The organism is Agrobacterium sp. 22-223-1 (genome assembly GCF_053522385.1).
In genome coordinates this window covers 2,191,656-2,208,149 of record NZ_JBNWCN010000001.1, presented here as the reverse complement: position 1 = coordinate 2,208,149, position 16,494 = coordinate 2,191,656, and the positions used below count along the sequence as shown (strand labels likewise).

The 16,494-nt window shown below is 61.5% G+C and carries 16 protein-coding genes; 8 read left to right on the top strand and 8 right to left on the bottom strand.

What is annotated here, in order from left to right:
- Positions 1–42 precede the first annotated feature (42 nt).
- Positions 43–2,307: a methyl-accepting chemotaxis protein gene (locus ACQZ60_RS10940; RefSeq protein WP_448735217.1), complete on the bottom strand. Its 2,265-nt coding sequence runs from the start codon at positions 2,305–2,307 to the stop codon at positions 43–45.
- A 189-nt stretch (positions 2,308–2,496) separates the two neighbouring features.
- Between ACQZ60_RS10940 and ACQZ60_RS10935 the strand changes: the two genes are divergently transcribed.
- Genes ACQZ60_RS10935 through ACQZ60_RS10920 form a run of 4 tightly spaced genes read left to right on the top strand, consistent with a single transcriptional unit; the run spans position 2,497 to position 5,965 of the window.
- Positions 2,497–3,336 carry a glycosyltransferase family 2 protein gene (locus ACQZ60_RS10935; protein WP_142779540.1) on the top strand — a complete coding sequence of 280 codons (840 nt, stop codon included), beginning with the start codon at positions 2,497–2,499 and terminating at the stop codon, positions 3,334–3,336.
- A gap of 20 nt (positions 3,337–3,356) precedes the next feature.
- On the top strand, positions 3,357–3,644 hold the full coding sequence (locus tag ACQZ60_RS10930) for a lipid-A-disaccharide synthase N-terminal domain-containing protein (RefSeq protein WP_031233742.1): 288 nt from the start codon (positions 3,357–3,359) through the stop codon (positions 3,642–3,644).
- Positions 3,619–5,127: an ArnT family glycosyltransferase gene (locus ACQZ60_RS10925; protein ID WP_448735216.1), complete on the top strand. Its 1,509-nt coding sequence runs from the start codon at positions 3,619–3,621 to the stop codon at positions 5,125–5,127. Before ACQZ60_RS10930 ends, ACQZ60_RS10925 begins: the two co-directional genes overlap by 26 nt.
- A complete protein-coding gene (locus ACQZ60_RS10920; protein WP_448735215.1) occupies positions 5,117–5,965 on the top strand; it encodes a phosphatase PAP2 family protein in 849 nt (282 codons plus the stop codon). The genes ACQZ60_RS10925 and ACQZ60_RS10920 overlap by 11 nt, the downstream gene beginning before the upstream one ends.
- 252 nt (positions 5,966–6,217) lie before the next feature.
- On the opposite strand, the gene ACQZ60_RS10915 is transcribed toward ACQZ60_RS10920, so the two are convergent.
- The 6 genes from ACQZ60_RS10915 to lgt all read right to left on the bottom strand — a co-directional run bounded on the left by ACQZ60_RS10915 (position 6,218) and on the right by lgt (position 12,238).
- Entirely contained in the window at positions 6,218–7,150 is a 933-nt protein-coding gene (locus ACQZ60_RS10915) for a ribose-phosphate pyrophosphokinase (protein ID WP_003522877.1), read from the bottom strand.
- 221 nt (positions 7,151–7,371) lie between these two features.
- Entirely contained in the window at positions 7,372–8,121 is a 750-nt protein-coding gene (locus ACQZ60_RS10910) for a hypothetical protein (protein WP_448735214.1), read from the bottom strand.
- A gap of 89 nt (positions 8,122–8,210) precedes the next feature.
- A complete protein-coding gene (locus tag ACQZ60_RS10905; RefSeq protein ID WP_448735213.1) occupies positions 8,211–9,362 on the bottom strand; it encodes a M24 family metallopeptidase in 1,152 nt (383 codons plus the stop codon).
- A gap of 1 nt (position 9,363) precedes the next feature.
- Positions 9,364–10,158: a peptidoglycan editing factor PgeF gene (gene pgeF / locus ACQZ60_RS10900; protein ID WP_020811369.1), complete on the bottom strand. Its 795-nt coding sequence runs from the start codon at positions 10,156–10,158 to the stop codon at positions 9,364–9,366.
- Positions 10,159–10,309: 151 nt separating this feature from the next.
- Positions 10,310–11,410, bottom strand: coding sequence for a class I SAM-dependent methyltransferase (locus ACQZ60_RS10895; RefSeq protein ID WP_020811370.1), 1,101 nt, complete (start codon positions 11,408–11,410; stop codon positions 10,310–10,312).
- 15 nt (positions 11,411–11,425) lie between these two features.
- A complete protein-coding gene (gene lgt / locus ACQZ60_RS10890) occupies positions 11,426–12,238 on the bottom strand; it encodes a prolipoprotein diacylglyceryl transferase (RefSeq protein WP_031234097.1) in 813 nt (270 codons plus the stop codon).
- Between the two features lie 308 nt (positions 12,239–12,546).
- On the opposite strand from lgt, the gene ACQZ60_RS10885 reads away from it, so the two are divergent.
- The 4 genes from ACQZ60_RS10885 to ACQZ60_RS10870 all read left to right on the top strand — a co-directional run bounded on the left by ACQZ60_RS10885 (position 12,547) and on the right by ACQZ60_RS10870 (position 14,912).
- On the top strand, positions 12,547–12,810 hold the full coding sequence (locus tag ACQZ60_RS10885) for an accessory factor UbiK family protein (RefSeq protein WP_003522871.1): 264 nt from the start codon (positions 12,547–12,549) through the stop codon (positions 12,808–12,810).
- 428 nt (positions 12,811–13,238) lie between these two features.
- Positions 13,239–13,739 carry a type III secretion system chaperone family protein gene (locus ACQZ60_RS10880; protein WP_003522870.1) on the top strand — a complete coding sequence of 167 codons (501 nt, stop codon included), beginning with the start codon at positions 13,239–13,241 and terminating at the stop codon, positions 13,737–13,739.
- Position 13,740: 1 nt separating this feature from the next.
- Entirely contained in the window at positions 13,741–14,559 is an 819-nt protein-coding gene (gene proC / locus ACQZ60_RS10875) for a pyrroline-5-carboxylate reductase (protein WP_003522869.1), read from the top strand.
- An 11-nt stretch (positions 14,560–14,570) separates the two neighbouring features.
- Positions 14,571–14,912 carry a tRNA-binding protein gene (locus ACQZ60_RS10870; RefSeq protein WP_020811282.1) on the top strand — a complete coding sequence of 114 codons (342 nt, stop codon included), beginning with the start codon at positions 14,571–14,573 and terminating at the stop codon, positions 14,910–14,912.
- A 172-nt stretch (positions 14,913–15,084) separates the two neighbouring features.
- On the opposite strand, the gene ACQZ60_RS10865 is transcribed toward ACQZ60_RS10870, so the two are convergent.
- Positions 15,085–16,464, bottom strand: coding sequence for an ATP-binding protein (locus tag ACQZ60_RS10865; protein ID WP_020811281.1), 1,380 nt, complete (start codon positions 16,462–16,464; stop codon positions 15,085–15,087).
- Between the last annotated feature and the right edge of the window lie 30 nt (positions 16,465–16,494).

The following is a 16,494-nucleotide window of genomic DNA, read 5'->3' as shown; positions in this document are numbered from 1 at the left end:
GAAAGGCCGGAGGTTTTGCCTCCGGCCTTTTTTCGTTGCGGTTTATGCCGCGTAACGCTGGTCCCGTTGGCGGGGGCCGCCGACCGAGAACTGCCCCACCTGTTCGGTCAGGCCGTCCGCCTCGCTGGATAGCGAGAAGGCGGCGGCCGTCGTTTCCTCGACCATGGCCGCATTCTGCTGCGTTACATGGTCGAGTTCGTTGACGGAGGCGTTGATTTCGCTGAGGCGGCCGGACTGTTCGCGCGATGCGGTGGCGATCTCGCCGATCTGGTCGTTGACCGACTGGATGCGTTTCTGGATCTGCTCAAGGCTTTCACCCGTCTTCAGCACCAGCGCCACGCCGCTTTCCACATCGCCCGCCGAGGTGGCGATCAGCGTCGTGATGTCCCGGGCGGCGGCTGCCGATTTCTGGGCAAGCTCGCGAACTTCCTGCGCCACAACGGCAAAGCCCTTGCCGGCTTCGCCGGCGCGGGCGGCTTCCACACCGGCATTCAGCGCCAGCAGATTGGTCTGGAAGGCGATCTGGTCGATGACGTCGATGATCTGGCGGATCTTGGCCGACGAGGTCTCGATGCGTTCCATCGCGACGATCGCTTCTTTAACGACGGCCGTGGACTTGTGCGCATCCTGCATCGTGCCCGCCGTCGCCTCGACGGCGACATTGCAGCGCGACAGCGAGAGATTGACGGCCTGCGTCATGTCTCCGAGTGCCGCCGCCGCTTCCTCAAGGGCTGCGGCCTGACGTTCGGTGCGCCGCGACAGGTCTTCCGATGCGCTTTTCAGTTCGCCAGAGCCGGAGCGGATGGCATTGGCGCTTTCGCCGATGTTGGAGATGGTCGCTTCCAAGCCTGCCATGGAGTTGTTGAAGTCGATGCGCAGATGATCGAGCGACGGTACGAAGGATTTGTCGATGCGGAGATCGAGCCTGCCGGCCGCGAGATTGGCGAGACCGGTGGCAAGTGCGTCGACAGCCTCTTCCAGTTCTTTCGCGCTTCTTGCCTTTTCCATTTCCCGCTGGGCGCGTTCTTCGTCCAGTTCTTCGCTCTTGCGATGGGATTCAGCTTCCATGCGCTGCTTGTCCAGAATTCCCTGACGGAAGGATTCCAGCGCGCGCGCCATGGTGCCGATCTCATCGCCACGGGAAACGGCCTTGATCTCGATGTTGTTTTCACCGCCGTTCAGGCGCTCCATCAGCCCCGCAAGGCCGGTCAGCGGCTTGGTCAGGCTCGCGGAAACGAAAATGCCGATCAGCGTCATGATCGCAAGTACGGCCAGTGTCGCAACCGTTGCCCAGAAGGCGAGATCGTTGGCGGCGGCGAGAACCTTGCTTTCCTGCTGGCCGATGGCCAGAAGATGTTTCTGTCCGAAGACGGAGACCGGGCGATAGGCATAGAAGATGTTGCCCGCAGGTGTCTGCGCCATCACCGTTCCGGCGTTGTTTGCGTTGGAAAGGGCGGCGAGGCTTGCGGAAACGACAGCATCAGCGCCGCCCGACAGTACGCCGGCCCGACGTTTGCCGTCGGCGCTCAGGAGAACGGCATCATCGATGGTCTTGCCGGTTTCCTCGGGCGTCACCACCGCGCCGATGCGATCGGCGGCGATGCGCATGATGACGGCGCCCTTGCGCTGAAGCTGGCCCCAGTTGGAGACGGCGAGCGGCATGCCGATCATGGCCGAATCATTTTCGCCGCCGCTGAAACCGGTGGTGCTGACGACGCCGTCCTTGCCGGCTTCGATGCGGTCGAACAGGTCCTTGATCGCGGCGTTCTGCGGTTCCGTCACGCTGGTGAGGAAGTTCTTCCCCTTGGTCACGGTGTAAATAATGAGGCCGGTCTTATCGATCACATAGATGTCGCTGACGCGGGTGTTGCGCCAGACGCTGGCGATGGTGGCGTTGATGGTGGCGTGGCGAATGGCGTAAAGCAGTCGCAGGCCTTCGCCGTTGAAGGAGGCGCGCTCCTCTTCGGAGACGCCCTCGCGGCGGAAAGCCTGGATGATCGCATCCCTTTCCGTCGGTACAACGGTGGTCATCGTTTCCAGCGCCTGTGCGACCGCGGCGTTCTGCGACAGCTCGGAAATGCTCTGTTCGACGCGCAAAGTATAGGCATCAAGCTGCTTGGACTGGTTGCCTGCAACCGTTTCGAGCCTGATTTCGCTGGCGTCGATCAGTCCCGACTTCCCCATCTCGTAGGACAACAACCCCACGGAAAGACATGAAACCAGCGTCGCGCCCGTGACGAGCGCTGCGAATTTGGCCTTTATCGACAATGATTTAGCTTTGACAGCAGTCGGATTTACACCCGGCATCCTGTTTCCTCCCCCCAAAAAACGTGGCCATACCGTGGCAAAAATTGTTTACGGTCGCGTTAAAAGCGCTGGGAATTGTACGATTATTTCCCGCATGCCGTGAAAAAATAGCCGGCCGCCACTGACGCGTTTCCCGTAATAAAACTGCAATAGAACGGGCGCATATCGAGTGAAGTTCAACGGCTGTTCATGTTCATGCAAGCTTTCCGCGCTCCTTCTCTCGCCACTATCAATGATGTCTGCGGACTGAATGCGGACGGATATGACGGAGCCAGCGTGAAACCGAGGCCGGATTTCGCCGTTGTCGTGCCCATGCACAATGAGCAAGCGAGTGTGGAAACGCTCGTGGCGGAGATTTTTGCCGCCTGCCAGCCCGTCGGCGCCTTCGAGATCGTGGTGGTGGACGACGCATCTTCGGACGGCACGGTCGATGCGGTGCTTGCGCTTGGCGATCGTTACCCGATGCTGCGGCTCGTCCGGCATGATCGTCAGGGCGGACAGTCTGCGGCGATCCACAGCGGTGTGCAGGCGGCGCGAGCGCCGGTCATCTGCATGCTGGATGGAGACGGGCAGAACCCGCCGGACAATCTGCCGGCTCTTCTCGCGCCGCTTCTTTCCGCCAGCGCTCCCAGCCGGCTCGGTCTTGTGGCCGGCCAGCGCGTCGGCCGGCGCGATACGCTTGGAAAACGCCTTTCCTCCCGTTTCGCCAACGGGCTTCGGGCGCGGATCTTGAAGGATGGCACGCGCGACACCGGCTGCGGGCTCAAGGCCTTCCGCCGCGACGCCTACCTCGCCTTGCCCTATTTCGATCATCACCATCGCTATTTCCCGGCGCTGTTCAATCGCGACGGCTGGCAGGTCACCCATGTCGACGTCACACATCGGGCGCGGCTGCACGGAAATTCCCATTACACCAATATCGGCCGCGCGCTTGTCGGCATCCACGATCTGATCGGCGTCGCCTGGCTGCTGCGCCGGCGCAAGCGCTCAAGCTGGGCTGAAACTTTCAAAACGGAGACATCGCCGTGAATGCACCTGCTTTATGGTCCATGCTGCATGTGAACAGCTGGAAGGAATTTCTGTGGGTCTGCACCGGCTTCATGGGTCAGATGCTGTTTACCATGCGTTTTCTGGTTCAATGGATTTCTTCGGAACGGGCGAACCGCTCGGTCATTCCGGTGGCCTTCTGGTATTTTTCCGTTCTCGGCGGTCTGGTGCTGCTTTCCTACGCCATCTGGCGGCGCGATCCGGTCTTCATTCTGGGCCAGGCGTCCGGCCTTTTCATCTATGCCCGAAATCTCTGGTTGATTCATGCAGAACGCCGCCAGCATGCATGAGGCGGCGACCCTGCCTTATGCGCAGGCAGGCGATGAGCGCCGGTGGCTGACCTTCGCGTTTTCAGCGATTGTCCTCGTAACCGCGCTGCGCGTCCTTGGGCTGGCCTTCAACCGCACCGACCTTTTCGTCGATGAGGCGCAATATTGGCTATGGGGCAGGGAGATGGCGCTCGGCGCCTATTCCAAGCCGCCCCTGATCGGCTGGCTCATTCGCGCGGCAACCGTTCTGGGCGGCGGCGAGGGCACGTTTCAGGTTCGGCTGGCCGCACCCGTGGTGCATGGCGTCGCGGCGGCGGCCATCCTTGCCCTCGGCCGCATGATCTACGATGTCAGGCTGGCATCCCTGGCCGCCCTTATCTATCTGACCTTGCCGGCCGTAACGCTCGGCAGCCTGCTGATCTCGACCGATACGCCGATGATGCTGTTCATCGTGCTGTCGATGATCTCCGTGCGGAAGCTTGCGCTGGCCCGCCGCGAGGGCAGGGCGGCGTTGGACTGGAGCATCGCCCTCGGTCTCTGCTTCGGCCTCGGGCTGATGTCGAAATATGCGATGATCTATTTTCTGCCCTGCTTCATCGCCGCCGGCTGGCTCTGTGAGGCATGGCGCATCCGGCTGCGTGACGCGGTCATTGCTGCGCTCGTCTGCGCTGCCGTCATCGCGCCCAATCTGTGGTGGAACGCGGCGCATGATTTCATGACCGCACGCCATACGGCGGATAATGCGAACTGGCATGGCGTCCAGCTGAAGATCGGTTCCGCGTTGGAATTCTTCTTTTCGCAGGCGGGCGTGGTCGGACCGTTCGTTTTCGTCGGCATGATCGTCGCAACAATTCGTGCGAAGAATGCCGAAACCTGGGCGCTGGTCGCTCTTTCGGTGCCGATCGTTCTGCTGATTACTGCGCAGGGTTTGATGTCACGGGCGCTCGCCAACTGGGCGGTCGGGGCCTATGCGGCGGGCGTGCTTCTGGCGGTGCCGGTCCTGGCGTCGCGGCGTTGGCTCACCGTGTCCACGCTTGTGCTCGGCGGCATCGTGGCCGTCGCGCTGCCGCTGATGACCATTGCCGGAACGCAATTGCGCCTGCCGAAAGGTGAGCTGGCGATGGCGCGGTATCTCGGGCGCGCCGAGCTGGTGTCGACCGGCCTGTTACGGGCGCGCGAGGCGGGTGCGGACGCCATCGTCGCTACTGACCGTTCGATACTTGCCGAGCTTTTTTATCAGCTTCGGGATGAGAAGCAGGTGATGACGCGCGCGCTGCCTGAAACCGGCGTGCCTTCCAGTCACTATGCGCTTCTTTACCCGCTGAAACCCGGCGAGGCGAAAAATCCCCTGTTTCTGGCAAGTGCGGATGGCCTGCCGGCCTGCCTTGCCGGCGAGGCGCCGGTCGCTCGCTGGACCGCCGGGCCGGGCTTCCTCGAAGGCAGGGAAATCGGCCTCTGGCGCCTGCTGCCGCGATGCATGCCGGAGGGCAGCAATGGACAATGATCTTTCGCATATGCGGATCACGATTTGGTTGACACTCGCCACACTGGCGCTCGTTATCCTGTTCGCGACCTTTCCCTCCATCGATCTCAGATTCTCCGCCCTGTTTTTCTCGCCCGTTGAGCAGCCATGGTCCGGCCGTGATCCGTTTCCCGAATGGTTGCGGGATACGCTGCGCGAAGGTACGGAGCTTGCCACCCTTCTGGCTTTCGTGATCCTTGTCGGCAATCTTCGGCTGGGCACGCTGCAGAGAACCGGCTGGCGGGTGTGGGCCTTCCTGTGCGGGCCGGTGATCCTTTGTGCCGGGCTTCTCGTCAATGGAGTACTGAAGGCGACCATCGGTCGCGCGCGCCCATTCAGCGTCACCGAATTCGGCGGGCAGCAGCTTTTCACGCCGCCTTTCCAGTACAGTGCGCAATGTTATTCGAACTGCTCGTTTTCTTCCGGCGAAACCGCGCTGATCGCCAGTTTCTTCCTGCCGCTCTGCGTGCTCGTCTGGCCCCGGCTGCAACGGCGCGGACGGTTGATGATGGGAAGCATCGCTGCCGGTATGATCGTCCTCATGTCCGGCTTGCGCATCGCGGCCGGCGGGCATTTCCTCAGCGATGTGGTGATGTCCATCCTGTTTTCCGCCCTCACGACCCTGTTTCTCTACCGGGCGCTGGTGATCGGACGTCATCGGCATCTGTTTACTGGCGATGCGGTCACAGCCGATACGGTCAGTATCTGGCGTAACGGTCGCCATGCTGTCCTGACCCGGGTTCGGCGCTGGTGGCCGAAAATCAAGGCCGCAGCCTCACGTCTGCAACGGCCGCCGGATGCGGGTGCGGCTTCGTCTTAAGGGGAACTTCGGAGCTCGCTTCAATGAGGTGAATGGCGAAGCGCGCCAGACACCCTTGCGTCATCCTCGGGCTTGTCCCCGGGGATCTGCGACCTGTTGATTTTATTCAACATGATTAGGTCCTCGGCACAGGGCCGGGGACGACGTCGAGGGAACCAGCGATTTCAAGATGGACCGCAGCCTGCCCGGAAATCTAAACCGGGCGGCAATTCGCCAAGCCGCAGAATGGTTGCCGAGGTTTGCCGCAGCTTTTCAGTCGAACAGGCCGGAAACCGACTGTTCCTGCGCGGTGCGGTTGATCGCTTCGCCGAGCAGGCCTGCGGTGCTGACCACGCGGATATTATGCGCGGACTGGACACCGGTTGTCGGCTGGATGCTGTCGGTGATGACGAGTTCGCGCAGCTTCGAGGAGGCCACGCGGGCAACCGCGCCGCCGGAAAGCACGCCGTGGGTGATATAGGCGGTGACGCTGGTGGCGCCCTTTTTCAGCAGCGCCTCAGCGGCGTTGCAGAGTGTGCCGCCGGAATCGACGATGTCGTCGATGAGGATGCAGTCCTTGCCGGAGACATCGCCGATGACGTTCATGACTTCGGATTCGCCCGGACGGTCACGGCGCTTGTCGACGATGGCCAGAAGACAGTCGAGACGCTTGGCGAGTGCACGGGCGCGAACCACGCCGCCGACGTCGGGCGAAACGACCATGACATTGTTGGTGTCGTAATGGTCCTTCACGTCGCGGGCCAGAATGGGCGCTGCGAAGAGATTGTCGGTGGGGATATCGAAGAAGCCCTGGATCTGGCCGGCATGGAGATCGAGGGTGAGAACGCGGTCGGCGCCGGCTTCGGTGATCAGATTGGCGACGAGCTTGGCGGAAATCGGGGTGCGGGGGCCGGCCTTGCGGTCCTGGCGGGCGTAACCGAAATAGGGAAGCACCGCGGTAATGCGCTTGGCAGAGGAGCGGCGCATGGCGTCGATCATGATGAGCAGTTCCATCAGATGATCATTTGCCGGGAAGGAGGTGGACTGGACGATGAAAACGTCTTCGCCGCGCACGTTCTCGCTGATTTCTACGAATATTTCCTGGTCAGCAAACCGCTTTACAGTGGCATTTCCGAGAGGAACGTTAAGATACTTGCAGATCGCTTCGGCAAGGTGCCGGTTCGAATTGCCTGCGAAAACCTTCATTGCGGCCGCCTGTTTCCATGCCATCGCCTTGCATCACGGGGCTCAATCCACCGTAACCAAGCGTCGTTCAAGGGGAGGAACATCCGGCTGAAAAGCCTTTGCCGGATACGCCTTGTTGCCATGCGCGCCTTAATAGCGCTGTTGCTTCCGATTGCAAGAGGACTCCGCGCTTTCGCAATGATTTTCGTGAAATCTCTGTGACTTCTCCCGCCGTTTTCACCTCATCCCTGTTGAGACTGCTTCCATAACGAATAGTCGTTGAGCGTTTTTGCAGCGATATCCTGCATGACCCTGTCGGTCACGGCGGCCCATGGATCGCTGCCTTTTGCAGCCACGGTTTCCTGCCCCTGCAGGCGGTGAAGCCGTACGCCATTGGCGTCCAGAATGTCCCAGACGTAAACGACATTGACCTTGGCGCCATCGGCAAAGGCGGAAAAATAGCCCTTCAGGATGTTTTCGGCCGAATTGTCGTTGGAGGCTCGGATGGTCAGCCCCTTCGCCCGCGCTTCGGCCCCGAGCTGGCGCGACAGCGGCGTCACCGCCTGAACCGGTGCTCCGATGATCGGCAGGAAGCGGATGGAGTTTGCGGAAGAGGCGGGCGCAAGCGATGCCGTCTGCTGCGCGGGGGCGGGTTGAGCGGCGGCGGGTGGCTGGGTTGCGGTCTGGTTCTGGCGAAGCGGCTCGCCATACTGGCTGCCGTTGGACAGCGCCTGTGCCTGCGCCTGCAACGAGTTTTGCGGTGCATAGGCGGGAACGGATGTTGCGGTTGCCGGAGCGCCCGTGGGCGCGCGGTCGGCGGCGGCGGCCATCTGGTCGAGATCGCCCTGGGTCACGGGTGTCGATTGCGAGGCATTGTGGCCGACATCCACCTGCGGTGTCAGCGCTTCCGTCGTGTTGCAGCCTGACAGGGCCAGCATCATCGCTGGAACAATGATGGCCGGAAAAAGGGGGGTGAACCCCGTCCGGCTCATGCGATTTTCCCTCTCATGTTCCGCTCCTTCTTGCCCAAGGTGGCGCAATGTAAGGGCGGTTTTCCCGCTCTGTCAAACCCGGCGGCGATTTAAGCTGTGAGAAGATCGAGGTTGTGGCGCGAGAGCGGCTCCGGCGCGCCCTCCGTGGTCAGATAGGTCTGGCCGAGCGTCATGGCCGTGCCGGAATCGGAATCCATCACGATCATATGCACGAAGAGCGTCATGTCGGCGGTGATCTCCTGCGGATTGCCGGCGTGGAACATCTGATGCTCCATCCACGACGGCGAGAAGCGCGCGCCCAGCGAATAACCGCAGGAGTTCAGCCGATGACGGGTCAATCCGCGTTCATCCATCACGCGGGCATGGACGTCGAAGACATCGCCAAAGGTCTTGCCCGGTCGCAGCACCTCTTCAATGGCGGTGAGGTTTTGCAGGCAGGCGCTGTAGAGCTCCTTCTGGCGGAAATCCTGTTCGCCGATCACCACCGTGCGCATCATGGCGGCATGGTAGTGAGCGCTGACACCCGCCCATTCCAGCGTCAACTGATCCTTGGCGTCGAGCCTGCGGCGGCCGGCCTTGTAACGGCACAGCAGCGCATCCGCGCCGGAACCGACGATGAATTCATTGGCGGGGTAATCGCCGCCGCCGGCCAGAACCGCTCCCTGCATTGCCGCGAGAATTGCGGCCTCGTCCGCGCCGGGCCTGATGAGCGGCAGCGCCGCGTCCAGCGCCGCATCGGCCAGTTGGCCCGCCTTGCGCGCATAGGCGATCTCGGCCGGGCTTTTGACCAGCCGCAGGGTGCTGACCAGATAGGAAGCGTCGCTCATCTGGCAAAAGCTGGCGAGCTGATTGTCCAGCAGGCGGGCGACGCGGCCGGTCATGCCGTGGGTGTCGTATTCGACGCCGATCTTTGCACCCAGCAGGTCGAGATCGCTCAGCAGGTTCTTGAGATCGAGCGTCGGGTCGGCATTGGGCCGGTCGACCCAGATCAGGATATTCTCGATGATCGAGGTATTGCGGGCCTGGCGCAGATCCGCCGAGCGGGCCAGAAGCGTCATGGAGCCGTCCGATTTGACCACCAGCGTCTGGAAGAAGCAGTAGCCGAACGTGTCATAGCCGGTCAGCCAATACATGCTTTCCTGCGCGAAAAGCAGCAAGGCGTCCAGCTTCTCCTCGGCCATTTTCGCGAGCAGCCGCTCGCGGCGGGCATCGAATTCCGAAAGCTCGAAATGCAGGGCCATGTCAGTCCTCCAGAATTGCGATTGCGGAAATCTGCCGGCCATAATCGGGTTCGGCGCGGTGGGTGGTGCGGCGGTAGGAATAGAAGCGATGTTCGTCGGGATAGGTGCAGAGGCCGAGATTTTCCGCCTTCACACCGGCTTTCGTCAGCCGGTCGATGGTGAATTGCTTGAGGTCGAACAATGCGTGACCTTGCCTTTCCGTCCCGGCGAAATAATCCGCATAGGCCGGATCGATATCGGTGAAACGCGCCACATATTCCGGACCGACCTCATAATTGTTCTGGCTGATGGAGGGGCCGAGCGAGGCGGCGATGCGTTCCCGGCTGGCGCCGAGCGTCGTCATGGTCTCGATGGTGTTTTCGAGCACGCCGAACAGCGCCCCTTTCCAGCCGGCATGGGCCGCACCCACGACGCCGGCTTCCGCATCGGCAAACAGGATCGGGCCGCAATCGGCGCTCAGCACGCCAAGCACGAAACCCGGTGTCGCGGTTACCATGGCGTCGGCCTGCGGGCGGCTGCCGTCATAGGTTTCATCGACCACGAGAACATCGGGGGAATGGATCTGGTGCACGGTGGCGAGGCGCTCCGCCGACAGGCCGAACCATTGCGTCACGCGCCGGCGATTTTCCTGCACCCGTTCCGGTTCGTCATGCGAGCCGAGACCGACATTCAGGCCCTGATAAAGCCCTTCCGACACCCCGCCCTGCCGGGTGAAAAAACCGTGACGGATACGGTTTTTGCTGTAGTCGGCGAGCAGGGGACTCTGGATGGGGAGCGGCAGCGTTGCGTTCTGCATGGTGCGGGAGTTCCTTGGAGAATATCGCTGTTGGCCAGTGAGCTACGGTTAAGCGAGATGTTTCCGGTTGCCGCGGCGTTGCGCGGCGTGTGTGATGCAGTGTGCCTGCTTCGTGTGTCGCGGCGATGTTGGCCCAGAGGTGATTGCGCTGTCAATCCACCGCGCGAAACGGCAGGAGATGAAGCGCGGGACTTGAAACGGCGATGACCTTGAAAAGTTCCCCCATCTTGCCGGCGCCTTCGCCGGCGAGGCGGTTGACCGCTTCGGCGATTTCCAGCGTCTGGTCGGGCGTGGCCTTGGCGGCAAGCGCGGCCGCGCGTTCCTTGAGACCGAGGCCATAGAGAAAGTCGCCCTGTCTCAGGGCGCCGTTGACGTGTACGCCGGTTGCTTCGGCCGTTTTTACGAGGCTTTCGAAATCGACATGGCTGGTGAGATCGGCTTCGCCGGGATGCGCAAGCGCCGGGTCGAAGGCATGGTTGCGCATGGCCTGCAACGTATCACCATAACCGGCGACCAGATGGCCGTAATCGATGGCGAGCGCCGTGCCGCCATGGGCGGAGAGGCGCTGGCAGATCGCGGTCATCACGGCTTCGCGGGCAGGCGAAATCTCGAATATGGTGCCAATCGGCTGCCGTTCCGGCTGCGGCGGCAGCTGGGCCGGGTCTATGCCGGCAAGCCCGGTCGAGAACACAAGTTCGTCATTGGCATCGAGGCTGACGACCCGTTCGCGAAAACCCTGGGGCGTCTTTATGAATTGCCGGATCGGAATGGCGTCGAAAAGCTCGTTGGCGACGAGGAGCAGGAAACCTTCCGGCACGTCGTCGAAACTGTCATGCCAGGTCAATCTGTCCGCATGTGCGGCCAGCGTTTCCTTCTGGATGGCGGAAAGGCGGGGGCTGGTTTCCACCAGATGCACCTGCATCGTCTCGTAAAGCGGCGGTGCGATGCGGCGGATGACGCGCAGCATGTCCGACATCATAGTGCCGCGGCCGGGGCCGATTTCCACCAATTGCGTTTCCATGGGGGCGCCGTGCCTCTGCCAGGCATGGACTACGAAAACGCCGAGCATTTCGCCGAAAAGCTGGCTGACTTCAGGTGCGGTGATGAAATCGCCCGAACGGCCGAAGGGCTCGCGACTCCTGTAATAACCGTGCTCCGGATCGGCGAGGCAGAGCGAGAAGAAGTCGGTAACGCTAAGCGGACCGTTGAGCCGGATAAGTGATTTGATGCGTTGCGCGAGCGGTGTCGTCATGGCGGGTCATACCGTTCAGGCGCTTTTTGCCGCGCTGCGCGCCCGCAGAACCGCCCAGAGGCCGAGAGCGAACATGGGCGTGGAGAGCACCATGCCCATGGTCAGCCAGTTGCCGGCGAGATAACCGATCTGCGCGTCCGGCTCGCGGAAGAATTCCACGAAGATGCGCGACAGCGCGTAACCGCAGACGAAGATGCCGGTGACGACGCCGGGTGTCTTCAGCGCCCTGAAGGCATAGATGGCGATTGCCAGAACGATGACGAGCACGAGGCCTTCGAGACCCGCTTCATAAAGCTGGCTCGGGTGCCGCGCGAAGGGGCCGCCGGTCGGGAACACGACCGCCCATGGCACGTCGGCGATGCGCCCCCACAATTCGCCATTGATGAAATTGGCGATGCGCCCGAACAGCAGGCCGATGGGTGCTACGGCCGCGACGATGTCGAACATGCTCCAGACCGGAATGCCGTTCTTGCGGGCGAAAAGGATCATGGCGATGGTGGTGCCGATCAGGCCACCATGGAACGACATGCCGCCATTCCATATCTCGATTGCCCTGATGGGATTGGCGGCAACCGCGGTGAGATCGTAAAACAGGATGTAGCCGATGCGCCCGCCGAGCACGATGCCGCCGGCTGCCCAGAGGATGAAATCGTCAAGATGCTGCGCCGAGATCGGCGACGTCTCGTTCGGCCACAGGCGATCCGTGCGGGCGAGGCGGCGGGCATAGAACCAGCCGAGCATGATGCCCGCGACATAGGCGATGCCGTACCAGTGGATCGAGAGCGGGCCAAGGGACAGCGCCACCGGATCGATATTGGGGAAGGGCATGATGGCGAGTTGGGTGGGGGCGGCTAACAATCCGTATATTCCGTCATCGTTGCGGGGCGGACAACGGAACGAGCCATTGCCTCAAGGGGCCGGGCGATGATGCTCACCGGTCTCCCTGACGCCAAGGAAAATGGCGATTGCGGTGGCGGCGGTCAAGGTGATTCTTCAAGCTCCGGTTCAAGATACCGTAGGCCATGCAAGCTCTTGCGATTTTTCGATTTCGCTTGCAAGGCGGCGATGGAGTGCCTACCTGAAGGCTAGCAACAGCGGGCAAGACGATGCCCCTGAACCGACGAAGGATGAGCGCCATGAGCACGACAGGCACCAACCGTTTTCTGGATGAATTCGCCAAGCTGATGACCGATGCGGCCGGCGCGGCGCAGGGTGTGCGCAAGGAAGCCGAAGCCGCTTTTCACGCGCAGGCGGATCGCTGGCTGAACAGTCTGGACGTCGTCCGGCGCGAGGAATTCGATGCCGTTCGCGAAATGGCCATTCAGGCGCGTGATGAAAACGACGCGCTGCGTGCCCGCATCGAGGCTCTGGAAGCGAAGCTTTCCGCCGCCAAAGACTGATTTTTTAACGCTTTTTCTGACAGGTCCCGGATCGCTTGCGATTCCGGGACTTTTTGTTTTCGGCCCATTCCGCCCGAAATGACTCCCGGTTGTTAAAAACGTCTCTCCGGCACGAATTTTTTGGGGCCTGTGGACACTTCCAAAAAACGCAATCGGCAGAGTCGCTTATGTATCTCGCCTGAGGTGATGGGGGAGGAGATATCCACTGTTCAAAAAGCAAAAATGGCGGGGAAGGGGTGGCAGCAGGACTCGGCCATTATACACTGATTTTAAATGATGATTCGAAAAGACCTGGTAAGCTCCAGACAGGGTGAATGCGTAATTCTGGTGGTGTCGGGCAATCGTCTCAAATGTTTATCCCGGTTTGTATGTGCGTTTTGTGCCCGGCGTTCAAAACAGGACATTCCTACCGGCTGAGAAGGTGCCGCATGAGTCTGATAGAATTTGAAATTGAGCGTCAGTCCAATCCCGTGGACATGATCGAGATCGTCGCCGCCTCGAACGATTGGTCGTTCGAACGTTCAGGCGAAGATGAGATCGCCATGACTGTCGCCGGTCACTGGGCCGACTATCACGTCTCCTTTTCATGGATGGAAGAATTCGAGGCGCTGCATCTTGCCTGCGCCTTCGACATCAAGGTGCCGGATCAGCGCGTCAACGAAGTCATTCGTCTGCTCTCTCAGGTCAACGGTCAGGTGCTGATGGGGCATTTCGATCTGTGGCGGCAGGAGGATGTGGTGATCTTCCGCCAGTCCCTGCTTCTGGCCGGCGGCGCCGAACCGAACAACCAGCAGGTGGAAGTGCTGCTTTCCAGCGCTCTGGAGGCCTGCGAACAATATTATCAGGCATTCCAGTTCGTCGTCTGGTCGGGGCTGGATGCGAAAAGTGCAATCGAAGCGGTCATGTTCGAGACCGTCGGAGAAGCGTAAGATGGTGTATAAGGCTTCCGGGCCGCTCGTCCTGGTGGGCGCCGGCAACATGGGCGGCGCTCTGCTTTCAGGCTGGCTGAAAAAGGGCGTGCCGGGATCGCAGGTCATCGTCATCGATCCGCGCCCTTCCGACGCCATGCGGACGACGATTGCGGAAGCCGGAGCTGCCCATAGCGAAAGCGTGCCCGAGGGCGTGAAGGCCGGTATTCTTTTCGTGGCGGTGAAGCCGCAGATGATGGAAGCCGTGCTGCCCTCACTGAAACCCCTGCTGGGCCCGCATACGGTCGTCGTTTCGATTGCGGCGGGCACCACCATCGGCACGTTCGTTTCGCATTTCGGCAAGGTTGCCGCGGTGCGAGCCATGCCCAACACACCGGCCATGGTCGGCCGTGGCGTCACGGGGGCCTATGCCAACGAGCTGGTGACGCCGGAGCTTAAAACGGTGGTGGACGGGCTGCTGAAAGTCAGCGGTCCTGTCGAATGGGTGGATGCCGAAAGCGATATCGACGCGGTGACCGCGGTTTCGGGAAGCGGCCCGGCCTATGTCTTCTATCTGGTGGAATGCATGGCCGAAGCCGGCCGCAAGGCCGGTCTGCCGGCGGATGTGGCCATGCGTCTGGCGCGCGAAACCGTGGCCGGCGCCGGCGAGCTGCTGCATCAGTCCTCCGACGAGGCGGCGCGCCTGCGCCAGAATGTGACCTCGCCGGGCGGCACCACGGCTGCGGCGCTGTCCGTTTTGATGGCCGAAGACGGCATGCAGCCCCTGTTCGACAGGGCGGTCGCTGCCGCAAAAACGCGCGCCGAAGAGCTGGCGGGCTGAAGGGGCGGGCCATGAGCGGTGAAATTTCCTATGCCGATTTCGAGAAGGTCGATATCCGTGTCGGCACCATCATTGAGGCCGAGCCTTTTCCCGAGGCGCGCAAGCCTGCCTTCAAGGTGAAGATCGATTTCGGACCGGAGATCGGCGTCAAGAAATCCTCGGCGCAGATCACGGTGCATTATACGCTGGAAAGCCTTGTCGGCCGGCAGGTTCTGGGCGTGGTGAATTTTCCGCCGCGCCAGATCGGCCCTTTCCGGTCCGAGGTCCTGACGCTCGGTTTTGCCGATGCCAATGGCGATATCGTGCTTGCCGGCGTCGAGCGGCCGGTGCCGAACGGCGAGAAAATGTGCTGATGGAACACGACGGCTCAGTGCCGGAGTGACGGAAACGGCAAGTCCGGGTCACACTTTTGGCTCCGGTGCTCTAGAGCATTTCCAGGAAAAGTGGAGCCCGGTTTTCCGTCCGGAAATGTGCCGAAACAAGGAGTTAGAGTGTTTTCGCGATTCGAAGAAAAGCGAAAAAACTCTAAGCCGGAATTTTTACGATTACCCGCAATCCGCCCATCGGGCTTTCATCGAGCGTTACGTCGCCGCCGTGGCTGCGGGCGATATCGCGGACGATGGAAAGGCCAAGGCCGGTGCCCGAAGCATTGAGGTTGCGCGCTTCGTCCAGCCGGAAGAACGGCTTGAACACATCCTCGCGTGAGTTTTCCGGAATGCCCGGCCCGTCATCGTCAAAGGTCATGATGATGGAACGCGGCGCCTTGCGGATATCGATGTGGAGATTGCCGGCGTAGCGCCGTGCATTTTCGGCCAGATTGGCGACGAGCCGGGACAGCGCATTCGGCCGCGCGATGATCCGCTCGATATTATAAAGCTCGTAGCTGAATTTTTTGCCGTGCAGCTCGAAATCATGGCCGATTTTTTCGAGAAGGGCCGGAAGCTCCAGCGTGCCGACGTCCTCTTCGACATCGGTACGGGCAAAGGTCAGATAGGCTTCCAGCATCGACTGCATGTCCTCGACATCCTTGTCGAGCCCCTCGAGGTCGGGATTGTCCCCTGCGAGTGCCAGTTGCAGCTTGAAGCGGGTGAGGATGGTGCGCAGGTCGTGGCTGACGCCGTTCAGCATGGCGGTGCGCTGCTCCATCTGCCGCTCGATACGCTCGCGCATCAGGATGAAGGCGAGGCCGGCGCGCCGCACCTCGTCTGCGCCGCGGGGGGAATAGCCGCTGATCTTCTGGCCCTTGCCGAAGTTTTCCGCCGCCTTGGCGAGCGCTTCGATGGGTTTGATCTGCCCGCGCAGGAAGAGGATGGAGATGGCGATCAACACCAGCGATGCCCCGACCATCCAGACAAGGAAGATATGGGTGTTGGAGGCATAGGCCGAACTGCGGCGGGTGAAGACGCGCAGGGTCTTGTCTTCGAGCTGGATGCGGATTTCCACCAGCGAGCCGTTGCCATAGGTATCGATCCAGAACGGCCTGCCGATCTGCTGCGTCAGCTGATCCGCGAGGATCCTGTCGAGGATCGAAAACAGCGGCTCCGGTCTCGGGGCCGGCAGGTCGGTCTTCGGTTCGATATAGACGCTGAGATCCAGCTTGTCGCGGGCGATGCGGATGACGCGCTGATAGTCGTCTTCCTCCGGGTCCGTCTGCAGCAGCTCGATGATCGCGGCGATATCGCGCGTTACGGCGGCGGAGAGGCGTTCCGTCACGAGCTGCCAGTGGCGTTCCATGAAGACGGCCGCGACCACGCCCTGAAGCAGGATCATCGGCAGGATGATGATGAGCAGTGAACGGGTGTAGAGGCCGGTTGGCAGCCAGTGGCGCAGCCATCTGCCCGACGTGCGCCATGCTTTGGCCGCGCCGCTGTTTCTGACCGTGCTGAGAAAATCGAGGCTCGCCATGGCCGTGCGTTCGCCCTTCGTTGGGTGCTC